Below are 19531 nucleotides of genomic sequence, written 5' to 3'. Positions count from 1 at the left end.
GCCCCTGATTATTCGGCGTGAAGTGCCCGCACTAGAATCAGTTAGGTGACCTACCCCGCAACAACCGGTGAATTCAGCGCTGCCTCCGGGCCGGACCCCCGCCATGAGCGGTCCGCCGTGATCGACCTGGACGCCATCCGGCACAACGTCCGCCGGCTTGCCGCCGCTGCTTCCCCCGCGAAAGTCATGGCCGTCGTGAAGGCCGATGCCTACGGGCACGGCGCCGTTCCGGTGGCCCGCGCAGCCCTGCAGGCAGGCGCCTCCTGGCTGGGTGTGGCCCACATTTCCGAGGCCCTCGCGCTGCGCGCCGCCGGAGTTGACGCACCACTGCTGGCCTGGCTGCACACCACGGACAGCAACTTCGGCGCGGCCGTGGCTGCCGGCGTCGACATCGGCTGCTCGGGCTGGGAGCTGGAACGCATCGTTGCCGCGGCACGTGAGCAGGAACGCCCCGCACGTATCCACCTCAAAGTGGACACCGGGCTTGGCCGCAACGGCGCCACCCCTGAGACCTGGGACAGGCTGGTGGGGGAGGCCGTGGAATACCAGGACCAGGGACTGCTGCGCGTGGTGGGCATCTTCTCCCACCTGGCCGTCGCTGACGAACCGGAGCGGCCCGAAACGGACCAGCAGGTGGCAGCCTTCCGTGAGGCGCTGGCCATCGCCGAGGATGCGGGCGTGGATCTTGAGGTCCGGCACCTGGCCAACACCCCCGCCACGTTGTCCCGGCCGGACACCCACTTCGACCTGGTACGCGTCGGCCTGGGCATCTACGGGCTTTCGCCGTTCGACGGGACCACCTCCGCTGAGCTGGGCCTCCGCCCCGCCATGACGCTGCGCACCCTGGTGTCGCAGTGCAAGCAGGTTCCCGCGGGGCAGGGGGTCTCCTACGGGCTGCACTACCGCACCAGGGAAGCGAGCACCCTTGCGCTCATTCCGCTGGGTTATGCCGACGGCGTTCCCCGCGTCGCCACCGGCGGTCCGGTCCGCGTCGCGGGCAAGACCTACCCCGTGGTGGGGCGGATTGCCATGGACCAGATGGTCATTGACCTGGGGCCGGAAGCATCAGGAGCCGGCCTGCAGGGCACGGAAGCGGAACTGTTCGGTAACGGCGCCGACGGGGGGCCCACCGTTGACGACTGGGCGCGCGCCGCCGGAACCATCAACTACGAGGTGGTGACCCGGATCAGCCCCCGCGTCCCCCGCCGTTTTATCAACGAGGACAATCCTGCGGACAACAGCCAGGGCCTGGCAGGCGTGAGCGGCAAGGCGGGAGCCGCATGAGCGCGTCCGGGCAGTTGGCCGCCAACTGGGAAAAGACGTTTACCGCGACGACGGCGGAACAGACCCACGCGTTCGGCGCCCGTTTGGCGGAGGTGCTGCAGGCCGGTGACCTGCTGGTGCTCTCCGGCGAGCTGGGGGCCGGGAAGACCACCTTCACGCAGGGCCTCGGCGAGGGCCTTGGGGTCCGAGCCGGCATCATCTCGCCCACCTTCGTCCTGGTCCGGATCCATCCCAACCTGCCGGACGGTCGGCGTCCCGGCGGCCCGGACCTGGTCCACGTGGACGCCTACCGGCTGGGCTCAGCCGCGGAGATCGACGACATCGACCTTGAAAACACCATGGATTCCTCCGTCACGGTGGTGGAGTGGGGGCATGAACGGGTGGAACACCTCAGCGACAGCCGGCTGGAAATCGACCTGCACCGTGCCATCGGACTGGGTGGTATCGGGCTGGGGACTGCAGGATCCGCTCCCGGGGGAGCGGCCGGAACCTCCGCGGACCTGGACTTTGACGGCGAGGACACCGACGAGCCCCGCACCATTGTGATGCGCGGCTACGGGCCCCGGTGGGCAACAGCTCCCGAACTCGGAAGCCCGGAAGGGAGCAACCCGTGTTGATCCTCGCCATCGATACCTCAGCCGTGGCCAGCGCCGCGCTGGTCTCCGATGACGCCCCGGAAAGCGTAGTGGCAAGCTTCGCCACGGAAGACACCCGCAGCCACGCGGAGGTACTCGCCCCGGGCATCCACACCATGCTGTCCGAAGCGGGCGTCAAGGGGCAGGACGTCGACGCCATCGTGGTGGGCGTGGGTCCCGGCCCCTTCACCGGCCTGCGTTCGGGCATTGCCACGGCGCGCACCCTGGCTTTCGCCTGGGGCAAGCCCCTGCACGGCGTGATGAGCCTGGACGCCGTGGCCCTTGAAGTTGCTGAATCCACGGCGGCCCCTTCCGGGTTCCTGGTGGTCACGGACGCCCGCCGCAAGGAGGTCTACTGGGCCCGCTACAGCCTCAGCGATGCCCAGCTGCCGCAGCTGGAGGACGGTCCGCACGTCGGCTTCGCGGCAGACCTTCCGGACCTGCCCGCCTTCGGTGCAGGTGCCGGGCTCTACGCCGAGACGCTCCAGGCCCACCCCGAGTTCGACGGCGAGCAGCCGGACGCCCTGTACCTTGGCCAGTTCGCCCTCGCGCGTCTCGCCGCCGGACACGCCCTGCTGGACTCCACCCCCCTCTACCTGCGCGAATCGGACGCGCAGGTTCCCGGACCACGGAAGCGGGCACTGTGACCACCCTTTCGGACCCCCGCATGGCCGGAATCACCATCCGCGACATGACCCTGGACGACGTGCCCGCCGTCGGCATTCTCGAACACAAGCTCTTCCCCATTGACGCCTGGCCCGTGCAGATGTTCCTGGACGAGCTCTCCCAGCCGGAGACCCGCCGCTACCTGGTGGCGGAGGGCAGCGACGGCATCGTGGGCTACGCCGGCCTCATGTGCATCGAGCCCATCGCGGACGTCCAGACCATCGCCGTCGTCCCCGACTATGAGGGCCGCGGCATCGGCAGCACCCTGCTCACGCACCTGATCGACGAGGCCCGGCAGCGCGGCGCCGCCGACGTCCTCCTGGAAGTCCGTGCCGACAACCCCCGGGCGCAGCAACTGTATGTGCGGTTCGGCTTCGAACAGATCCACACCCGGCCCCGCTATTACCGCGACGGCGTGGACGCCCTGATCATGCGCCTCCAGCTGACCGCACCACCTACTGAAGGCCATCAAGCAACGGAGGCAGGCCAGGCATGAACCGTGAACAGCCCCTGGTACTGGGCATTGAATCGTCCTGCGACGAAACCGGCGTAGGGATCGTCCGCGGCACCGAACTCCTGACCAACACGGTCTCTTCCTCCATGGATGAGCACGTCCGCTTCGGCGGAGTCATCCCGGAGATCGCTTCCCGGGCGCACCTTGATGCCTTCGTGCCCACCCTTGAACAGGCCCTGTCAGACGCCGGCGTGGGCCTGGAGGAAGTGGACGCCATCGCCGTCACCTCCGGACCCGGGCTGGCCGGCGCGCTCATGGTGGGCGTGTGCGCTGCCAAGGCGCTCGCCGTCGCCACCGGCAAGCCCCTGTTCGCGATCAACCACCTGGTGGCCCACGTGGGCGTGGGACTTCTGGATGACCGTGCAAGCGGCCGGAAGCAGGAGCTGCCGGAAAACCTGGGGGCCCTGCTGGTGTCCGGCGGCCACACCGAAATCCTGCGGATCAACAGCATCACCAGCGACGTGGAACTCCTCGGCTCCACCATCGACGACGCCGCCGGCGAGGCCTACGACAAGGTGGCCCGCATTCTGGGGCTTGGCTACCCGGGCGGCCCGGCGATCGACAAGATGGCCCGCAACGGCAACCCGAAGGCGATACGTTTTCCCCGCGGCCTCACCCAGCCCAAGTACATGGGCACGGCGGATGAGCCCGGGCCGCACCGGTACGACTGGTCCTTCAGCGGACTCAAGACGGCGGTGGCCCGGTGCGTGGAGCAGTTCGAGGCGCGCGATGAAGAGATCCCCGTGGCAGACATCGCAGCGGCGTTCCAGGAGGCCGTAGTGGACGTGATCTCGTCCAAGGCGGTCCTGGCCTGCCGCGAGCACGGCATCAAGGACGTCCTGCTGGGCGGCGGCGTGGCAGCCAACTCGCGCCTGCGGGAACTGACGGGGCAGCGCTGCGCCTCGGCCGGCATCCGGCTGCACGTTCCGCCCCTGGACCTGTGCACGGACAACGGCGCCATGGTGGCCGCCCTCGGTGCCCAGCTGGTGATGGCGGGCGTCGAGCCCAGCGGAATCGGATTCGCCCCGGATTCCTCCATGCCGGTCACCTCGGTGTCGCTCCCCGCCTGAAGCGTCAAACCCACTCAGGCGGTGGGGCCGTTGCGCATCTGCTTGACCAGGTCCAGCACCACGGCCTGCAGGTTCCCGCCGTTCTCCTCCGCCACCCGGCGCTGGCGCTGGTAGCCGGCCCCGCGGCGGATGATCTTCTCCACGTCGGCAAGCTCGTCGGAGCAGCGCAGCTTGGCCGCCACCGGTTCCAGCCGGTTCAGCGTCTCCAGCAGGTGGTCGGTGACCAGCTGCTCGTGGCCCGCCGCGTCAAGGATGATGATGGCGTCCAGGCCGTACCGGGCCGCCCGCCACTTGTTCTCCTGGACGTGCCACGGCGGCATGGTGGGGATGGTGCCGCCGTTGTCCAGGATGGTGGAGAACTCATCCACCAGGCACTGGGTGAGGGCCGCGATGGCGCCCACTTCCTCCAGCGTGGCCAGGCCGTCGCAGATGCGCATCTCAATGGTGCCCAGTGCCGGGACGGGCCGGATGTCCCAGCGGATCTCCGAGATGGTGTCGATGACGCCTGTGGTGAACATGTCCTGCACGTAGGACTCGTATTCTTCCCAGGACTTGAACTGGAAGGGCAGCCCCGCCGTGGGCAGCTGCTGGAACATCAAGGCGCGCTGGGAGGCGTAGCCGGTGTCCTCGCCGCCCCAATACGGGCTGGACGCGGAGAGCGCCTGGAAATGCGGGAAGTAGTTGACCAGGCCATCCAGGACGGGGAGCACCTTGTCCCGGCGGTCCAGCCCCACGTGCACGTGGACGCCGTAGATGACCATCTGCCGGCCCCACCACTGGGTCCGGTCGATCAGCTTGGCGTAGCGTGCCTTGTCCGTCACCGGCTGCAGCTGCGGCGGGCTGAACGGATGGCTTCCGGCGCAGAACAGCTCCACGCCCATGGGATCGGTGATTTCACGGACGGCGGCAACGGACCGGCTGAGGTCCTGCTTGGCCTCCGCCGCTGTCTCGCAGATTCCCGTGACCAGCTCCACCGTGTTCAGCAGCAGTTCCTGCTTGATGTGCGGATGTTCGTCGTCTTCGTTGAGTTCGGGGTGGCGGGAGGCCACGCCGCGGAGCACCTGGTTGGCCACGGAGGCGAGCTCGCCCGTCTTTCCGTCCACCAAGGCAAGCTCCCACTCAACACCGAGGGTTGACTGCCTCGATGACGCGAAGTCGATCTTCACACGTTTCCTTACTCTCCGGTTTGCCGCTGGCTGATGCCGCTCACAGGCTGCTGCCGGCAGGCGAACGGGTGTTTCAAGTCTATAGGGCAGGGGTAGCATCCTATTGATGGCACCATTCCCCCTGCGTCACAGCCCTGCCAAATTCTTCCCCCTCCTCCTGGCCTTGTCAGCCCTGGCCCTGGCCTCGTGTTCCCCATCCCCAAGCGCGGCCCCGCCGTCGTCCTCCGCGCCGCCCACCGGGGCGTCCCCAGCGGCATCGGCAAGTACGACGCCGGCACCTCCTTCGGCTTCTCCTTCACCTGACCCGGGTTCCCGGGCTTTGGGGTGGGGGCCGGAGCAGCGCGACCAGGACGCTGCCGTGGCGGCCGTGGCGGCGATGTCGCCGGAGCAAAAGGCCGGGCAGGTCCTGCTCCCGTTTTTCACGGGCAACAAGGTGGAGGCCCATGCCGCGCTGATCCAGCGGCTGCATCTTGCGGGGTCCATCATCATGGGCGACAACGTGCCGCTGGACGCCCGGGGAAACGTCGACGTGGCAGCCATGGGAGCCGTGAACCAGCGGCTGCTGCAGGCTGTTGCGGCCGACGGCCGGCGCTGGCCCGGGATCATCGGGGTGGACCAGGAAGGCGGAGCCGTGGCACGCCTCGGGGCGCCCCTCACCGACTGGCCCACGCCCATGAGCTACGGCGCCGCCGGAAACCCGGACCTGACGCGCAAAGCCGGCAGGGGCCTGGCGGGTGAGCTGGCTCTACTGGGCTTCGACTTGGACTTCGCCCCCGACACCGACGTGACCATCGGGCCCAGCGACCCCACCATCGGGGCCCGTTCCATGTCCGCCGACCCTGCCGCAGCGGCCACCCACGGCGTGGCCTTCTCGCAGGGCATGCTGGACGCCGGCGTGCTCCCCAGCGTTAAGCACTTTCCGGGGCACGGATCCGTGACGGCAGACTCGCACGTGAGCCTTCCCGTCCAGCCGGCCGGGATCGACGCGCTCAGGGCCAGGGACTGGAAACCTTTCCAGGCCGCCGTCGCCGCGGGCCTGCCGATCATCATGACCGGTCACATTGCCGTGCCTGCGCTGGAACCCGGCGTGCCGTCGTCGCTCTCTGCCCCGAGTTACGCGGCACTGAGGGGGCTGGGCTTCAAGGGTGTGGCCGTAACCGATGCCCTCAACATGGGCGCAGTAGACAACCAGTACCCGGCCGGCGCTGCCGCGGTGAAGGCGCTCGCCGCCGGCGCCGACCTGCTGCTGATGCCGGCGGACGTGGCACAGGCCCACGCCGCCATCGTCCAGGCCATTGCCGCGGGCACCCTTCCCGCCGCCCGGCTGGATGAGGCAGCGCAGCGGGTGGCCACCATGATGATCTGGCATGCCCGGACCTCGCCTGCTCCCGGAACGCCGGGCGCCGGTGCTCCGGCAGGAAGTGCTGCCGCCTTGTCGGCCCAGGTGTCGGCGTCTGCCGTCACGGTGGTGTCCGGTCCCTGCGCCGGACCACTGGTACCCGGCTCCGTGCGGGTGGCCGGCGGGGGACCGGCGGACCGGGAGCGCTTCGAAGCCGCCGCTGCCCGCGCAGGCATCAGGATCGGTTCGGGACCGCTGGTCAACCTGATCGGCTTTGGCGGGAAACCGGCCGGGGGCGACATCGCCGTGGCCCTGGATGCCCCGTGGCCGCTTCAGGGCTCCAGTGCGCCGGTGAAGCTGGCACTCTATGGGCATACCGACGCCGCCTTCGATGCGCTGGCCGCCGTGCTTGCAGGGAAGGCGGCCGCTCCAGGGAAGCTGCCCGCCGCCGTCGGGCCCTTCCCTGCCGGAACCGGCTGCCCCTGACCGCACCACGGCGGGAGGTGAACGCGGGTTTAATGGACTGGTGCCCATTCTGAATAAAGACATGACCCTTTGCATCTCGCTCTCGGCCCGCCCCAGCAACAACGGGACCCGGTTCCACAACCACCTGTACGGCCAGCTGGACCTGAACTGGATCTACAAGGCGTTCGCGCCCACCAACCTGGAGCAGGCCATCGCCGGCGTCCGCGGGCTGGGCATCCGCGGCTGCGCCATCTCGATGCCGTACAAGGAAGACGTCATCGCGCTGGTGGACGAGATGGACCCGTCCGCCAAGGCCATCGACTCCGTGAACACGATCGTGAACACCGACGGCCACCTCAAGGCGTACAACACCGATTACACGGCGATCGAGCAGCTGCTGGCCAGCAATGCGGTGCCCACTGACTATTCGGTGCTGGTCCAGGGCGCCGGGGGAATGGCCAAGGCCACGGTGGCTGCCCTGCGGGACGGGGGCTTCAAGGACGTCACCGTCATCGCCCGGAACGAGGCGGCAGGACGCGCGCTCGCCGGCCAGTACGGCTTCCAGTGGCGTGCAGGGCTCGACGGCGGGACGGCCGACCTGATCATCAACGTCACCCCCATCGGCATGGCGGGAGGGGCGGAAGCGGACAGCCTGGCCTTCCCGGCGGAAGCCATCGAGGCCGCCCGCGTGGTGTTCGATGTGGTGGCGCTGCCTGCCGAAACGCCGCTGATCCGCGCGGCCCGGGCTGCCGGCAAGCCGGTGATCACCGGTGCCGAGGTGGCCACCATCCAGGCGCTGGAGCAGTTCGTCCTGTACACGGGGGTGCGGCCCACTCCCGGGCAGGTGCGGGCCGCAGAGGAGTTCATGCGCGCCCAGTAGCGCCGGCAGGGGCTCCCGGCCAGTGTGTCAGACGGGATCCACCACGATGGCCACCCGGTCCTCGCCGATGCGGGTCAGGACCAGGGTGGCCTTTTTACCGCCCTTTTTAGCCGCACCCTTCCCGCCCGGCAGCAGCTGCTTCCGCAGCTCTTCCGGGGTCACCGCGGTGCCGCGCTTCTTGATCTCCAGCACGGTGATGCCCTCCCGCTTCACCCACGCCTTCAGCGCCCTGACGTTGTAGGGCATGACCTCCAGGACCTTGTAGGCCCTGGCGAAGGGGGTGTCCAGGAGTTCCGGGGCGCAGATGTAGGCGATGTGCTCATCCACCAAATGCGCGCCGAGTTCCAGCGCCACATCTGCCACCAACCCGGCGCGGATCACGGCGCCGTCAGGTTCGTACAGGTACCCCTCCACAGCTCCCACCGGCGCTGTCGGGCCGGCGCCGAAGTCCTCCCCGCTGGTGAGCTCGGCCGGCCCTTGGGAACCCAGGACCAGGGCAGCGCGGCGGACGCCGGGCCTGCGCACGGCGTTGAACCACAGGGTCACCTCGGTGACATCGCCGCCCACCGATACCCATTGGGCCTCGCACCCGGCGGGCACGGAGTCGTGTGGCATGCCCGGGCCCATCTTCACTCCCACCGCTTTCCCCTCGGCGGCGAGCGACTCCACGAAGGACAACGGCGGCGAGAACGCCTCGGGGTCCCAGATCCGTTTGGTGCCGGAGGTGAAGGTGACGCGGCGGGCCGGATCCAGCCAGACGCCGTCGATCCCTTCCATCGGAACCGCTGCCGCGTCGGCGTGCACCACCGTGGCGTTGGGGAACGGGATGAGGTTCACTGTGGCGCAGGCCGCGGTGGTCTCATCCATTTCGACGGCGGTGACGTTGATGTCCAGGGAAGCCAGAGCCAGTGAGTCGGCGCCGAGGCCGCAACCCAGGTCTGCCACGTGCTTGATCCCGGCAGCCGCGAAGCGGCGTGCGTGGTGGGCGGCGACGTTCAGGCGCGTGGCCTGCTCCAATCCGGCCTGGGTGAAGAGCATCTGGCGGGCAAACTCGCCGAATTTCGCCTCCGCCCGGGTGCGCAGCCGCGACTGCGTAAGCACGGCGGATACGAGTTCGGGGGAGTGCCCGGCCTTCCTGAGCGCCGAATTGAGCTCGAACGAATCCTCGTCCCGGTAGGGGCCCAGGGATGCCAGCAACTCCCAGCCTTCGGGGGTCAGCAGCGGTGCGATCTGGTCCTGTGCAATCTGGTCCTGGGGAGCGTGAGCCATGGGTTCCAGCCTAGTGGAGGAGCGCACGGCCGGGATGCGGATACTGTTGAAACCATGGATGAGAGCGCAGCCCCCGGGGAGACCGCGGACCACGAGCCCAGGCACAGCAGGGCCGCCCGGCTTGCCCGTTCCGTCCTGATTGCCGCTGCCGTGGTGGCCGTGGTTTGCATCGCCCTGCTGGTAATCATCTTCCTGCTGGACACCTTCAACGCCACCGTCTATTCGGTAGGCGGCAACGACATCGGAGACAACAGCCAGGAGTCGCGGGACATCCGCGGGCTGTACGACGGCGCCCGGTCAGGGAGCATCGTTTTCCTCGTCATTTCGCTGCTCGCCGCAGCGGTGTCCGGATGGGTCCTCTACCGCGGGCGGCAGCAGGGCGGCGGCGATTCCGACGGGGGCGAGGACGTGGACTTCGACGACCTGGGCCGGTAGGCGCGCCGCGGCTTCCGCCCGCAACCCGGCGTCGTACGTCCGGCGAAGGCGTACGCCCGTGACGAAACGTTGGCACTCACCTTGACCGAGTGCTAACCCTTACATAGAGTCTTCATTAGCACTCTCCCTAGGAGGGTGCTAACACATGAAGAGCTGCCAGCCAGGCTGCTGCCGGCACCGCGACGACGGTTTGCCAGCTACGGCGGAAAGCTTTCCAGTCCACGAATTTGCTGACGAAAAGGAGAGGTCCGAGTGTCGGTCTCTATTAAGCCTCTTGAGGATCGTATCGTTGTCCGCCCGCTCGAAGCCGAGCAGACCACGGCTTCCGGCCTGGTCATCCCGGACTCCGCACAGGAGAAGCCGCAGGAAGGCGAAGTTGTTGCAGTAGGCCCCGGCCGCTTCGAAGATGGCAACCGCGTTCCCGTCGACGTGGCCGTTGGCGACGTCGTCATCTACTCCAAGTACGGCGGAACCGAAGTCAAGACCGGCGGCACCGAGTACCTGGTGCTGTCCGCCCGCGACGTCCTGGCGATCGTCGTCAAGTAACTCTTTCGGATCCCCGTGCCGCCGGCCATGCTCATGCTGGCCGGCAGTGCGGGGTTCTGTCTTTGAAAGGACAAAACCATGGCAAAGCAGCTTGCGTTTGATGACGCTGCCCGCCGGTCCCTTGAGGCCGGCATCGATAAGCTCGCGAACACCGTCAAGGTGACGCTCGGCCCCCGCGGCCGCAACGTCGTCCTGGACAAGAAGTGGGGCGCCCCCACCATCACGAACGACGGCGTCACCATCGCCCGCGAAGTGGAACTGGACGACCCCTACGAGAACCTTGGCGCCCAGCTGGCCAAGGAAGTAGCCACCAAGACCAATGACGTTGCCGGTGACGGCACCACCACCGCAACGGTCCTGGCCCAGGCCCTGGTCAAGGAAGGCCTGCGCAACGTTGCAGCCGGCGCTGCCCCCGGCCAGATCAAGCGCGGCATCGAAGTTTCGGTTGAAGCCGTGGCTGCCCGCCTGCTGGAGAACGCCCGGCCGGTTGAAGGCACCCAGGTGGCAAACGTTGCCGCCATCTCCGCGCAGAGCGACGAAATCGGCGAGCTCCTGGCCGAAGCCTTCGGCAAGGTGGGCAAGGATGGCGTCATCACCATTGAAGAGTCCTCCACCACGCAGACCGAACTGGTCCTCACCGAGGGCATGCAGTTCGACAAGGGCTACCTGTCCCCGTACTTCGTCACCGACGCGGAGCGCCAGGAAGCTGTCCTCGAGGACGCACTCATCCTGATCAACCAGGGCAAGATCTCCTCCATCCAGGAATTCCTGCCGCTGCTCGAAAAGGCGCTGCAAGCCTCCAAGCCGCTGTTCATCATTGCCGAAGACGTTGAGGGCGAGGCCCTGTCCACGCTGATCGTCAACCGCATCCGGGGCACCCTGAACGTCGTCGCCGTCAAGGCTCCGGGCTTCGGTGACCGCCGCAAGGCCATGCTGCAGGACATCGCCACCCTCACCGGTGCGCAGGTTGTCTCCCCGGAGCTGGGCCTGAGCCTGGACTCGGTTGGCCTGGAGGTGCTGGGTACTGCCCGCCGCATCACCGTCACCAAGGACAACACCACCATCGTGGACGGCGCCGGTTCGGCGGAGGATGTATCGGCACGGGTTGCCCAGCTGCGCGCCGAGCTGACCCGCACGGACTCCGACTGGGACCGCGAAAAGCTCCAGGAGCGCCTGGCCAAGCTGGCCGGCGGCATCGGCGTCATCAAGGTCGGCGCCGCCACCGAGGTTGAGCTCAAGGAAAAGAAGCACCGCATCGAGGACGCCGTGTCCTCCACCCGCGCTGCCCTCGAAGAAGGCATCGTCTCCGGTGGCGGTTCAGCCCTGGTCCACGCCCTCAAGGCATTGGACGAGGACGCCTCGGTCAAGGCCCTTGAAGGCGACGCCGCAGCCGCCGTTGGCATCGTCCGCCGCGCGCTGGTGCAGCCACTGCGCTGGATCGCCCAGAACGCAGGCTTCGACGGTTACGTGGTCGCCGCCAAGGTTGCCGACGCCGAGATCAACAACGGCTTCAACGCCAAGTCCGGCGAGTACGAGGACCTGATCGCCGCGGGCGTCATCGACCCCGTCAAGGTCACCCGTGCAGCCCTCCGCAACGCGGCCTCCATCGCCGCCCTGGTTCTCACCACCGAGACCCTGGTTGTGGAGAAGCCGGCCGAAGAGGACGAGCACGCAGGCCACAGCCACTAGTCCCCACCGTCTCCCTAACCTCGCTTCGCTCGGTCAGGGAACCCTGACGGCGTGGGCCCAGCTCTTTGGCTGAGAAGGCTGGTCCGGCATTTGCCGGGCCAGCCTTTTTCATGTCCCCTGAACGAGGCCCCTTTAACCCGCCGCCATGTCCCGCGTTTCCACTCCGCCCGCTGGCTCGTAGACCAGGGAGACAGCACCTTTGGGGAAGCTGCGGGCCGGCTCGGCGAGGCGGAAGGTGGTGGGTACGGCGCCGTCGTCGAACAGGCGCTTGCCTTGTCCGAGCGTGACGGGATAAAGCCAGAGATGAAGGCGGTCCAGCACTCCTGCGGCCAGGAGGGACCGGATGAGGACCCCGCTGCCGAACATGTGCACCTGCCCGTAGTCCTCCCGGAGCCTGCCTGCGGCGGCGGCATCCGGCAGCACAGTGGTACCTGCCCAATCGGGATCGTGCAGGGAGCTGGATACGACGAACCTGGGCACCCCGTTGAGTGCGTCCGCGATGTCACCGGACTGGTGCGGCCAATAGGAAGCGAAGATGTCGTAGGTCTCCCGGCCCAGAAGCAAGGCGTCCATGCGGCTGATCCCGGCAGCAATGGCGGCGCCCGCTTCGTCGTCGGACACCGGTGCCTGCCAGCCGCCCAATTCGAAGCCGCCTTCGGTGTCTTCTTCCCGGCCGCCGGGCGCCTGGTATACGCCGTCGAGGGTGATGAACAGGTTCGCGACAATGATCCCCACGCGCCCATTGTGGAGCAGGGCCGGGAGGCTGTCCAGAGCCGTGGCAGGATGGTCCCATGCTGCTCCTTGAGCTGGTGGAAACCACCACGTCCGTTGCGTCCACCCGCTCCCGGCTGGCGAAAGTCGACGCCTTGGCAAGCCTGCTGCTCCGGCTTGAGCCCGCGGAGATCCCGACGGCGGTGGGTTTGCTCACCGCCAAGCCCCGGCAGGGCCGCGTGGGCGTGGGATGGAGCGCGGTGGCAGCGGCCAAGGAGGAGCCGGCCGGCGAGCCAAGCCTGACCGTGGCAGATTTCGATGCGGCGCTGGACCGCTTGCTCGCTGCGGCCGGTGCCGGATCGGGCGCGGAACGGGCAGCAACCCTGCGGAAACTGATGGCGGCTGCCACCGGGCCGGAGCAGTCGTTCATCACGGGCGTCCTGCTTGGCGAACTGCGCACCGGCGCCTTGGAAGGAGTCCTCACGGATGCCGTGGCCCGTGCTGCCGGGAAGCCGGTGGAAGCCGTCCGGCGTGCCGCCATGCTCTCCGGGGACCTGGGCGAAACAGCCCTCCTGTCCATCACGGGCACCCAGGCCGAGCTGGACGCCGTCGGACTGGTGGTGGGCCGCCCGGTGCTGCCCATGCTTGCCTCCACCGCGGCCAGCCCCGGCGCAGCACTGGAAACCACGGGGGAGGCCTCGGTGGAATACAAGCTCGACGGCGCGCGCATCCAGGTCCACCGCGCCGACGATGACGTCAGCATCTACACCCGCAACCTGGCCGACGTCACCCACCGGCTTCCCGAAGTGGTGGAAGTGGTCCGCGGCCTGCCGCTGCGGCACGTAATCCTGGACGGCGAGACCCTGGCCCTCGACGAGGAAGGCGGTCCGCGGCCCTTCCAGGAAACCATGGCACGGTTTGGCGCGGATGCGGCGCGGGAAACAGTTTTGCATCCCTGGTTCTTTGATGTGCTGCACATTGATGGCCGAGACCTGCTGGATGAGCCGTTGGCCCGCCGCATCGAAGTGCTGGAGCGCATCGCCCCTGCCCACCGGATTCCCGGGGAGGTCACGGCTGACCCGGCAGTTGCGGAACGTGTCTCACAGGATGCGCTGGCGGCCGGCCATGAGGGTGTTGTGGTGAAGGCGATCGGATCCACTTATGCCGCCGGCCGGCGTGGATCGAACTGGGTAAAAGTGAAGCCGGTCCTGACCTATGACCTGGTGGTGCTCGCCTGCGAATGGGGATCCGGGCGGCGCACGGGGCTGCTGTCCAACCTGCACCTGGGGGCCCTCGACCCTGCCGGAGAGTTCGGCCAACCCGGCGGTTACGTGATGGTGGGCAAGACCTTCAAAGGCCTCACCGACGAACTGCTGCGCTGGCAGACCGAAAGATTCCAGGAGCTTGAGGTGCGGCGCACTGCCGGCACCGTCTGGGTGGACCCCGTCACCGTCGTCGAAATTGCCATCGACGGCGTGCAGCAGTCCCCGCGCTATCCCGGAGGAATCGCGCTGCGCTTCGCGCGCGTCAAGCGCTACCGCGATGACAAAGTTCCGGCCGAAGCGGACACCATCCAGACCCTGCGCGGCCTGCTGCGCCCCTAGCGGAGCGTAGGGCGGCTAGCGGCGCGCTCCGCTTCGCTGGCGCTGCAGCCTCCGCGCCACCCCGTCCGGCACGCGCCTGGCGACCACCCGGTAAAAGAGCAGGACTGCCAAGGCGGCCACCACGATGCCCACCAGGTTGAGCAGCAGCTGAAGGGCAGAGCCTGCCGCCTTCTGGTATTCGCCCAACACTAAGGCGACCGCCACGTACCCGGCCGCCGGCACGGTGGTCACGGAGATGAAAACGCCGATCAGCGCGGCGGAACGCCGGCCAATGATGGACAGCATTCCCGCGATCCCCGCCAGCACCGCGACAATCAGTGAATAGGGCCCCGGGTGGTAGATGAATTCGACTGCCGAGCCCTTGTCCAGGGCATCACGCGGGAAAAGCCCCAGCGGCACCGAAAGCCAGGCAGTGAGTGCCGCCAGCACCATGGCAACGGGAAAGCCCACGCCCAACGCGACGGCGGCCCGCCGGCCAAGCTTCCACTGCCGGGTGGCAAGCGAAACAGCCAGCGCGGCCAGCGGTCCGAACTCGGGGCCAACCGCCATGGCGCCCACGATGGCAATCGGGGAATCGGTCACAATGCCGATTCCTGCGAGCTGCGTGGCCAGGACCAGGAACGCGAGGAAGTTCCACGTCAGCCGGGAATCCTCGCCGGTTTGCCGGGTCACGTCGTCCCAGATCACTGCGTCCGCACCGTCCCCGGGGGCGGACCGCTCTGCCTGGTCCGCCTTTCTCGAGAGGACGAATTCCGGCGTGGTCATGGCGATCGAGCCCTCGTCCCGGATCTTCAGGATTTCCAGTTTTTCGAGCAGTTCCTCCACGGCCTCGCGGGCGATGAGAACCTCCAGAACGTCGCCCGGGGGCACCACGGCCGCCCCCTTGGCCACCATGACTTCCGCCACACCCTGCTGGTCCCGGCAGGTCTGTACCGTTACCGCGGACAGCTCCCCGGGCACACAAATCCGCAGCTGGACAACCATCCCCGCTCCCTTCGCCGGTTGTGGCCAGCTTAGTCCGGACCGCCGTGTTGATTAGCCGTTAAAGGCGGCGTTGGCTAGGCTTGCTGCTTTGGCTGGCAGGATTTTGAGAGGTTCTTGTGTCGATAACGGAAACCCCGAAGGCACCGGAACCCAGGCCAAGTGTCGCTGCAAGGCAGCGGAAGCCATCTTTCCGGCCGGAGATCCAGGGCCTTCGGTCGCTGGCTGTCCTCATGGTGGTGACCTACCACGTCTGGTTCGGGCGCGTGTCCGGCGGGGTCGATGTCTTCCTCTTTATTTCCGCCTTCCTGATGACGCTTCAATTCCTTGGACGCCATGACCGGAAGCAGCCCTTCGCCCTCGCGAAACACTGGCTCCACCTGTTCCGGCGGCTTCTCCCGGCAGCTGTCACCGTCATCGTGGCAACCCTGGCTGTGTCCGCCCTGGTCCTTCCACCGACACGGTGGCTGGACCTCATCGCGCAGGGCTGGGCCTCCCTCACCTACTCGGAGAACCGGCTGTTGCAGCGGGACGCGGTGGACTACTACGCCAACGACCACAGCCTGGCCAGCCCCTTCCAGCACTTTTGGTCGCTGTCCATCCAGGGGCAGATCTTCATCCTGTGGCCCCTGATCTTCGCGGTGGCCGGCTGGACGGCAAGGCGCTACCGGTTGTCCTACCGTCCCCTGCTCGCCTACATCTTCTTCGCCATCTTCCTTGGTTCGCTGGGCTACTCCATCATCTTCACCGCCACCAACCAGGTGCAGGCCTACTTCGACACGGGCGCCCGGCTGTGGGAATTCGCCCTGGGCACGCTCGTGGCCCTGATCCTCCCCGGCCTGCGTTTCCGGCGCCGGACCCGCGTCATCATGGGCTGGGCGGGCGTCCTGGCCATGCTGGCGTGCGGCATTGTTCTTGACGTGCAGGGGGCTTTCCCCGGTATCGCCGCGCTGTGGCCAACCGTCGCCGCAGCCATGGTCATCGTGGCAGGCCAAACGGAAAGCGCCGCAGGGATAGACCGCATCCTCTCCGCCAAGCCGCTTGTCAAGCTCGGCGACATCTCCTACGCCCTGTACCTGTGGCACTGGCCACTCCTGGTACTCGCTCTCGCCTGGAGCGGCAAGGACCACGCGGGTTGGCTGTCCGGCTCTGTCATCATCCTGGTTGCCCTGGCGCTCGCCTACCTGACCACCCGCTACATCGAAAAGCCGTGGCGGGAATGGAAATGGCCGGAAGTCCGGAAGCGAAGGGCGGTTCTGGCCATCATGCTGGCAGTGGCTGTGGCAGCGCTGCCCCTCTCCGGCTGGAATTTCCAGCTTGAGATGGAACGCCGCGCGGTGGAGGCACAGAAGATCGCCAACAACCCGGGCTCCCGCGTCCTTGACCCCGATTACGCGGCCGGAACACCGGCCGCGGATGCGTCCCTCTTGCCGCTGGCGGCGGATCTCACCAAGGACTGGGTGTCCCTGGACGGGCCGTGTACGGAAGAGATCGCCCCGGAGAGCCGCTTGCTGAAGGGATCGTGCTTCGAACAGCGGCCCGCAGGTGAACCCTCCAAGCGCGTCCTGGTGCTCGGGGACAGCCATGCGCAGCAGTGGTCGGGTGCCGTTAAACCGCTGGCAGCCCAAAAGAACTGGCTTTTGTACTCCATTCTGAAGGGCGCCTGCAAGGCGACGCCGCGGGACCTGGGAGAAAGCGCTGACTGCGACGCCTTTAATGCGGACGTCCAGAAGGAAATCGCCAGGCAGAAGCCCGACGTGATCATCGTGGTGGGGACTGCGGCGGCACCTTCGAGTCCTGCCGAGGCGCTGACGCCCGGCTTCGAGGAGATGGTCTCCGGGTGGCTGGGCCAGGGGATCCAGGTTGTTGCCCTCCGGGACAACCCGCGCTTTTCCTTCAACATGGCGGAATGTGTGGTGCGGGAAGGCGCCGAGGCCCAGGCCTGCCGCCCGCCGGTCAGCAACAATTCTCCGGCCAGCAGCCCGTTCGACACCCTGGACATGGCCCTTCTGCCCGGTTTGTCTTTGGTGGACCTTACAGACCGGATCTGCACCCCGACGGAGTGCCCAGCCGTGGTGGGCAATGTGTATGTGTACCTGGACGACAACCACCTGAGTGCTGAATATGCGGCCAGCATGGCGGATGAGTTTGCCAAGCGGCTGCTGGCAGTTGCGGGCTGGGCGGTCTGATGCCGCAGGCAGCAACAGGCAGCAAAGCCCCCTCAGTAGACCCGGCGCCTTCGAAGCCCAGAAAGTCCTCCTTCCGCCCTGAGGTCCAGGGCCTGCGCGCCCTGGCTGTCCTGATGGTGGTGGCCTACCACGTCTGGTTGGGCCGCGTGTCCGGTGGTGTGGACATTTTCCTGCTGATTTCAGCTTTCCTGCTCACCCTTTCCTTCGTCCGCAAGGCGGAGTCAGGCAAGCCCTTCCGACTCCTGGCGCACTGGCTGCACCTGTTCAAGCGCCTGCTGCCCGCCGTCGTCGTGGTGATCCTCGGAGTCCTGGCCGGCACCTGGTTGATCCTGCCCCAGGGGCGCTGGCCGGAGGTGCTCGACCAGGCCTGGGCGTCCCTGCTCTACCGCCAGAATTGGCTGCTTGCAGACGCCGCCGTTGATTACTACGCGCAGGACCATGCGGGTGCCAGTCCGTTGCAGCACTTCTGGTCGCTGTCCATCCAGGGCCAGGTCTTCATCCTGTGGCCGCTGATCTTCGCCGCCACGGCCTTTGCGCTGGCCGGGCTGCGGCGGGTACCCCGTCTGCGCCGGCTGACCTACCGCGGCCTGCTCGCCGTCGTGTTCGGGACCGTGTTTGTGCTGTCCCTGGCCTATTCCATGGAACAGACCGCCACCAACCAGGCCTACGCCTACTTCGATACCAGGGCCCGGCTGTGGGAGTTTGCGCTGGGGTCGTTGCTGGCGCTGGTGCTGCCGTACCTGAAGCCCGGCCGCATATTCCGGGTAGTGCTGGGCTGGGCCGGACTGGCAGGCATGGTTTCGTGCGGGCTGGTCCTGACCGTTGACCGCTCCTTCCCCGGGTACGTGGCGCTGTGGCCAACGGTTTCGGCGGCCGCGATGATTGTTGCGGGGCAGACCGGCAGCAGGTTCGGGGTGGACCGCCTCCTCAGCAGCCGGCCCGCCGTCGCACTGGGCGATAACTCCTACGCCCTGTACCTGTGGCACTGGCCCCTCCTGGTGCTGGCCCTTGCGGCCACCGGCGTAGAGGCGCCCAACCTCAGGCAGGGCCTTGGCATCGTCGCGGCCTCTATCGTGCTCGCCATCCTGACCACCCGCTTTGTCGAGAAGCCCCTGCGTGAATGGCACTGGCCCAAGCTCCGCGCCTGGCGCACCGCCGTCGTCGTTGTTGCGTGTGGTGCCCTGCTGGCAGGGCCCGTTGCCGTTTGGCAGACATCGCTCAGTGCGGAGGAACGTGCGACGGCGGCACAACAGAGGGAGCTGACGCCAGGGGCGCTGGCACTCACCCCGGAGAACGAAAACACGCCCGCCCCCAGGGCCCGGACCATCCCCGGGCCCACCGCGCTGGACAACGACTGGGCCGGCATCGACTCGCCCTGCACTGGCGCCAATGCCACTACCGATCCAATTCTCGAAGGCTGCCGGCAGGAGCTCCCGGAGGAACCTTCCTCAAAGCGCATCGTGGTGCTGGGAGACTCCCATGCCCAGCAGTACCTTGCCGCCCTGGCCCCGGTTGCCGCTGCCCGGGGCTGGGAACTGGTAACACTGCTGATGCCGGCCTGCCGGTTCGGCGCGGGGTCGGAGGCGCGGAGTGCCGAGTGCAACGCTTACAACCGCGCCAGTTCCGCCTACGTCCTGGAGCACATGCCGGATGCTGTGTTCACGGTGGCTTCGCTGACCCATGAGGAAGCTCCGTTCGAAACCGAAGTGCCGGGATACATCGAAGGCGTGCGGCCATTCGCCGACGCGGGAATCGAGGTGGTGGGAATCCGGGACAACCCGCGGTTCACGTTCAACATGCCGCAGTGCGCCCAGCGGCACGGTGCCACTGCGGCGGCCTGCAATCCGGCGCTGGCCGAATCCCTGGTGGAACCGTCGCCCTTGGAGAACTACCGCGGCAAGCTGCCTGGACTGCACCTGATGGACATGAGTGATTTCATCTGCGCCCGCGGCGTCTGCCCGGCAGTGGTGGGAAACGTCTACGTCTATAAGGACGACAACCACTTGACCAGGACCTACGTGGAGAGCATGATCCCCATGTTCGAGCAGCGGCTGCTGGCGGCCACGGGCTGGAGCTGACCGTGGGCCC

At 67.6% G+C, this 19531-nt stretch carries 17 protein-coding genes; 13 read left to right on the top strand and 4 right to left on the bottom strand.

Features of this window, described 5'->3' with window-relative positions; all coding sequences use genetic code 11:
* Positions 1-45: 45 nt before the first annotated feature.
* The 5 genes from alr to tsaD are packed head-to-tail and all read left to right on the top strand — an operon-like array spanning position 46 to position 4169.
* Positions 46-1284 (top strand): alanine racemase, encoded by a 1239-nt coding sequence (alr, locus tag ACIGJD_RS13825; RefSeq protein WP_483686675.1) that lies wholly within the window; start codon positions 46-48, stop codon positions 1282-1284.
* Positions 1281-1901 carry a tRNA (adenosine(37)-N6)-threonylcarbamoyltransferase complex ATPase subunit type 1 TsaE gene (gene tsaE / locus ACIGJD_RS13820; protein WP_483686674.1) on the top strand — a complete coding sequence of 207 codons (621 nt, stop codon included), beginning with the start codon at positions 1281-1283 and terminating at the stop codon, positions 1899-1901. The genes alr and tsaE overlap by 4 nt, the downstream gene beginning before the upstream one ends.
* Positions 1895-2566, top strand: a complete 672-nt coding sequence (tsaB, locus tag ACIGJD_RS13815) for a tRNA (adenosine(37)-N6)-threonylcarbamoyltransferase complex dimerization subunit type 1 TsaB (protein ID WP_483686673.1) — start codon at positions 1895-1897, stop codon at positions 2564-2566. The genes tsaE and tsaB overlap by 7 nt, the downstream gene beginning before the upstream one ends.
* Positions 2567-2586: 20 nt before the next feature.
* The gene (gene rimI, locus ACIGJD_RS13810; RefSeq protein ID WP_483689505.1) at positions 2587-3081 is read left to right on the top strand and encodes a ribosomal protein S18-alanine N-acetyltransferase; all 495 of its coding nucleotides are present in this window, start codon (positions 2587-2589) and stop codon (positions 3079-3081) included.
* Positions 3078-4169, top strand: coding sequence for a tRNA (adenosine(37)-N6)-threonylcarbamoyltransferase complex transferase subunit TsaD (gene tsaD, locus ACIGJD_RS13805; protein ID WP_483686672.1), 1092 nt, complete (start codon positions 3078-3080; stop codon positions 4167-4169). Before rimI ends, tsaD begins: the two co-directional genes overlap by 4 nt.
* 14 nt (positions 4170-4183) lie before the next feature.
* On the opposite strand, the gene ACIGJD_RS13800 is transcribed toward tsaD, so the two are convergent.
* Entirely contained in the window at positions 4184-5335 is a 1152-nt protein-coding gene (locus tag ACIGJD_RS13800; RefSeq protein ID WP_483686671.1) for a glutamate--cysteine ligase, read from the bottom strand.
* A gap of 376 nt (positions 5336-5711) precedes the next feature.
* Between ACIGJD_RS13800 and ACIGJD_RS13795 the strand changes: the two genes are divergently transcribed.
* A complete protein-coding gene (locus tag ACIGJD_RS13795; RefSeq protein WP_483689504.1) occupies positions 5712-7160 on the top strand; it encodes a glycoside hydrolase family 3 N-terminal domain-containing protein in 1449 nt (482 codons plus the stop codon).
* A gap of 61 nt (positions 7161-7221) precedes the next feature.
* The gene (locus ACIGJD_RS13790; protein ID WP_483689503.1) at positions 7222-8019 is read left to right on the top strand and encodes a shikimate 5-dehydrogenase; all 798 of its coding nucleotides are present in this window, start codon (positions 7222-7224) and stop codon (positions 8017-8019) included.
* A gap of 27 nt (positions 8020-8046) precedes the next feature.
* Here the strand turns inward: ACIGJD_RS13790 and ACIGJD_RS13785 are convergent, their stop codons facing one another.
* Positions 8047-9288, bottom strand: coding sequence for a THUMP-like domain-containing protein (locus tag ACIGJD_RS13785; protein ID WP_483686670.1), 1242 nt, complete (start codon positions 9286-9288; stop codon positions 8047-8049).
* 54 nt (positions 9289-9342) lie between these two features.
* Here ACIGJD_RS13785 and ACIGJD_RS13780 point away from each other — a divergent pair, with 54 nt between their 5' ends.
* From ACIGJD_RS13780 to groL, 3 genes are all read left to right on the top strand, one after another.
* On the top strand, positions 9343-9723 hold the full coding sequence (locus tag ACIGJD_RS13780; RefSeq protein ID WP_483686669.1) for a hypothetical protein: 381 nt from the start codon (positions 9343-9345) through the stop codon (positions 9721-9723).
* A gap of 252 nt (positions 9724-9975) precedes the next feature.
* A complete protein-coding gene (gene groES, locus ACIGJD_RS13775) occupies positions 9976-10269 on the top strand; it encodes a co-chaperone GroES (protein ID WP_003805290.1) in 294 nt (97 codons plus the stop codon).
* A gap of 78 nt (positions 10270-10347) precedes the next feature.
* Positions 10348-11958 carry a chaperonin GroEL gene (groL, locus tag ACIGJD_RS13770; RefSeq protein WP_483686668.1) on the top strand — a complete coding sequence of 537 codons (1611 nt, stop codon included), beginning with the start codon at positions 10348-10350 and terminating at the stop codon, positions 11956-11958.
* Between the two features lie 132 nt (positions 11959-12090).
* On the opposite strand, the gene ACIGJD_RS13765 is transcribed toward groL, so the two are convergent.
* Positions 12091-12693, bottom strand: coding sequence for a dihydrofolate reductase family protein (locus ACIGJD_RS13765; protein WP_483686667.1), 603 nt, complete (start codon positions 12691-12693; stop codon positions 12091-12093).
* A 56-nt stretch (positions 12694-12749) separates the two neighbouring features.
* Here ACIGJD_RS13765 and ACIGJD_RS13760 point away from each other — a divergent pair, with 56 nt between their 5' ends.
* A complete protein-coding gene (locus ACIGJD_RS13760) occupies positions 12750-14273 on the top strand; it encodes an ATP-dependent DNA ligase (RefSeq protein WP_483686666.1) in 1524 nt (507 codons plus the stop codon).
* Positions 14274-14288: 15 nt separating this feature from the next.
* On the opposite strand, the gene ACIGJD_RS13755 is transcribed toward ACIGJD_RS13760, so the two are convergent.
* Positions 14289-15257, bottom strand: coding sequence for a DUF389 domain-containing protein (locus ACIGJD_RS13755; RefSeq protein WP_483686665.1), 969 nt, complete (start codon positions 15255-15257; stop codon positions 14289-14291).
* A gap of 230 nt (positions 15258-15487) precedes the next feature.
* On the opposite strand from ACIGJD_RS13755, the gene ACIGJD_RS13750 reads away from it, so the two are divergent.
* Positions 15488-17443, top strand: a complete 1956-nt coding sequence (locus ACIGJD_RS13750; RefSeq protein WP_483686664.1) for an acyltransferase family protein — start codon at positions 15488-15490, stop codon at positions 17441-17443.
* The gene (locus tag ACIGJD_RS13745) at positions 17443-19521 is read left to right on the top strand and encodes an acyltransferase family protein (RefSeq protein ID WP_483686663.1); all 2079 of its coding nucleotides are present in this window, start codon (positions 17443-17445) and stop codon (positions 19519-19521) included. The genes ACIGJD_RS13750 and ACIGJD_RS13745 overlap by 1 nt, the downstream gene beginning before the upstream one ends.
* Positions 19522-19531: the final 10 nt, after the last annotated feature.

Source organism: Arthrobacter sp. E1SS-5 (genome assembly GCF_057073715.1).
Note: the sequence above shows the minus strand (reverse complement) of the source record. Positions and strands in the feature narration are given on the sequence as shown.

Excerpts from the sequence above, each read along its gene's own strand:
- tsaE (WP_483686674.1), top strand. The coding sequence starts at position 1,281 with ATGAGCGCGTCCGGGCAGTTGGCCGCCAACTGGGAAAAGACGTTTACC.
- rimI (WP_483689505.1), top strand. The coding sequence starts at position 2,587 with ATGGCCGGAATCACCATCCGCGACATGACCCTGGACGACGTGCCCGCC.
- tsaD (WP_483686672.1), top strand. The coding sequence starts at position 3,078 with ATGAACCGTGAACAGCCCCTGGTACTGGGCATTGAATCGTCCTGCGAC.
- ACIGJD_RS13795 (WP_483689504.1), top strand. The coding sequence starts at position 5,712 with ATGTCGCCGGAGCAAAAGGCCGGGCAGGTCCTGCTCCCGTTTTTCACG.
- ACIGJD_RS13790 (WP_483689503.1), top strand. The coding sequence starts at position 7,222 with ATGACCCTTTGCATCTCGCTCTCGGCCCGCCCCAGCAACAACGGGACC.
- ACIGJD_RS13785 (WP_483686670.1), bottom strand. The coding sequence starts at position 9,288 with ATGGCTCACGCTCCCCAGGACCAGATTGCACAGGACCAGATCGCACCG.
- ACIGJD_RS13780 (WP_483686669.1), top strand. The coding sequence starts at position 9,343 with ATGGATGAGAGCGCAGCCCCCGGGGAGACCGCGGACCACGAGCCCAGG.
- groL (WP_483686668.1), top strand. The coding sequence starts at position 10,348 with ATGGCAAAGCAGCTTGCGTTTGATGACGCTGCCCGCCGGTCCCTTGAG.
- ACIGJD_RS13760 (WP_483686666.1), top strand. The coding sequence starts at position 12,750 with ATGCTGCTCCTTGAGCTGGTGGAAACCACCACGTCCGTTGCGTCCACC.
- ACIGJD_RS13755 (WP_483686665.1), bottom strand. The coding sequence starts at position 15,257 with ATGGTTGTCCAGCTGCGGATTTGTGTGCCCGGGGAGCTGTCCGCGGTA.
- ACIGJD_RS13750 (WP_483686664.1), top strand. The coding sequence starts at position 15,488 with ATGGTGGTGACCTACCACGTCTGGTTCGGGCGCGTGTCCGGCGGGGTC.
- ACIGJD_RS13745 (WP_483686663.1), top strand. The coding sequence starts at position 17,443 with ATGCCGCAGGCAGCAACAGGCAGCAAAGCCCCCTCAGTAGACCCGGCG.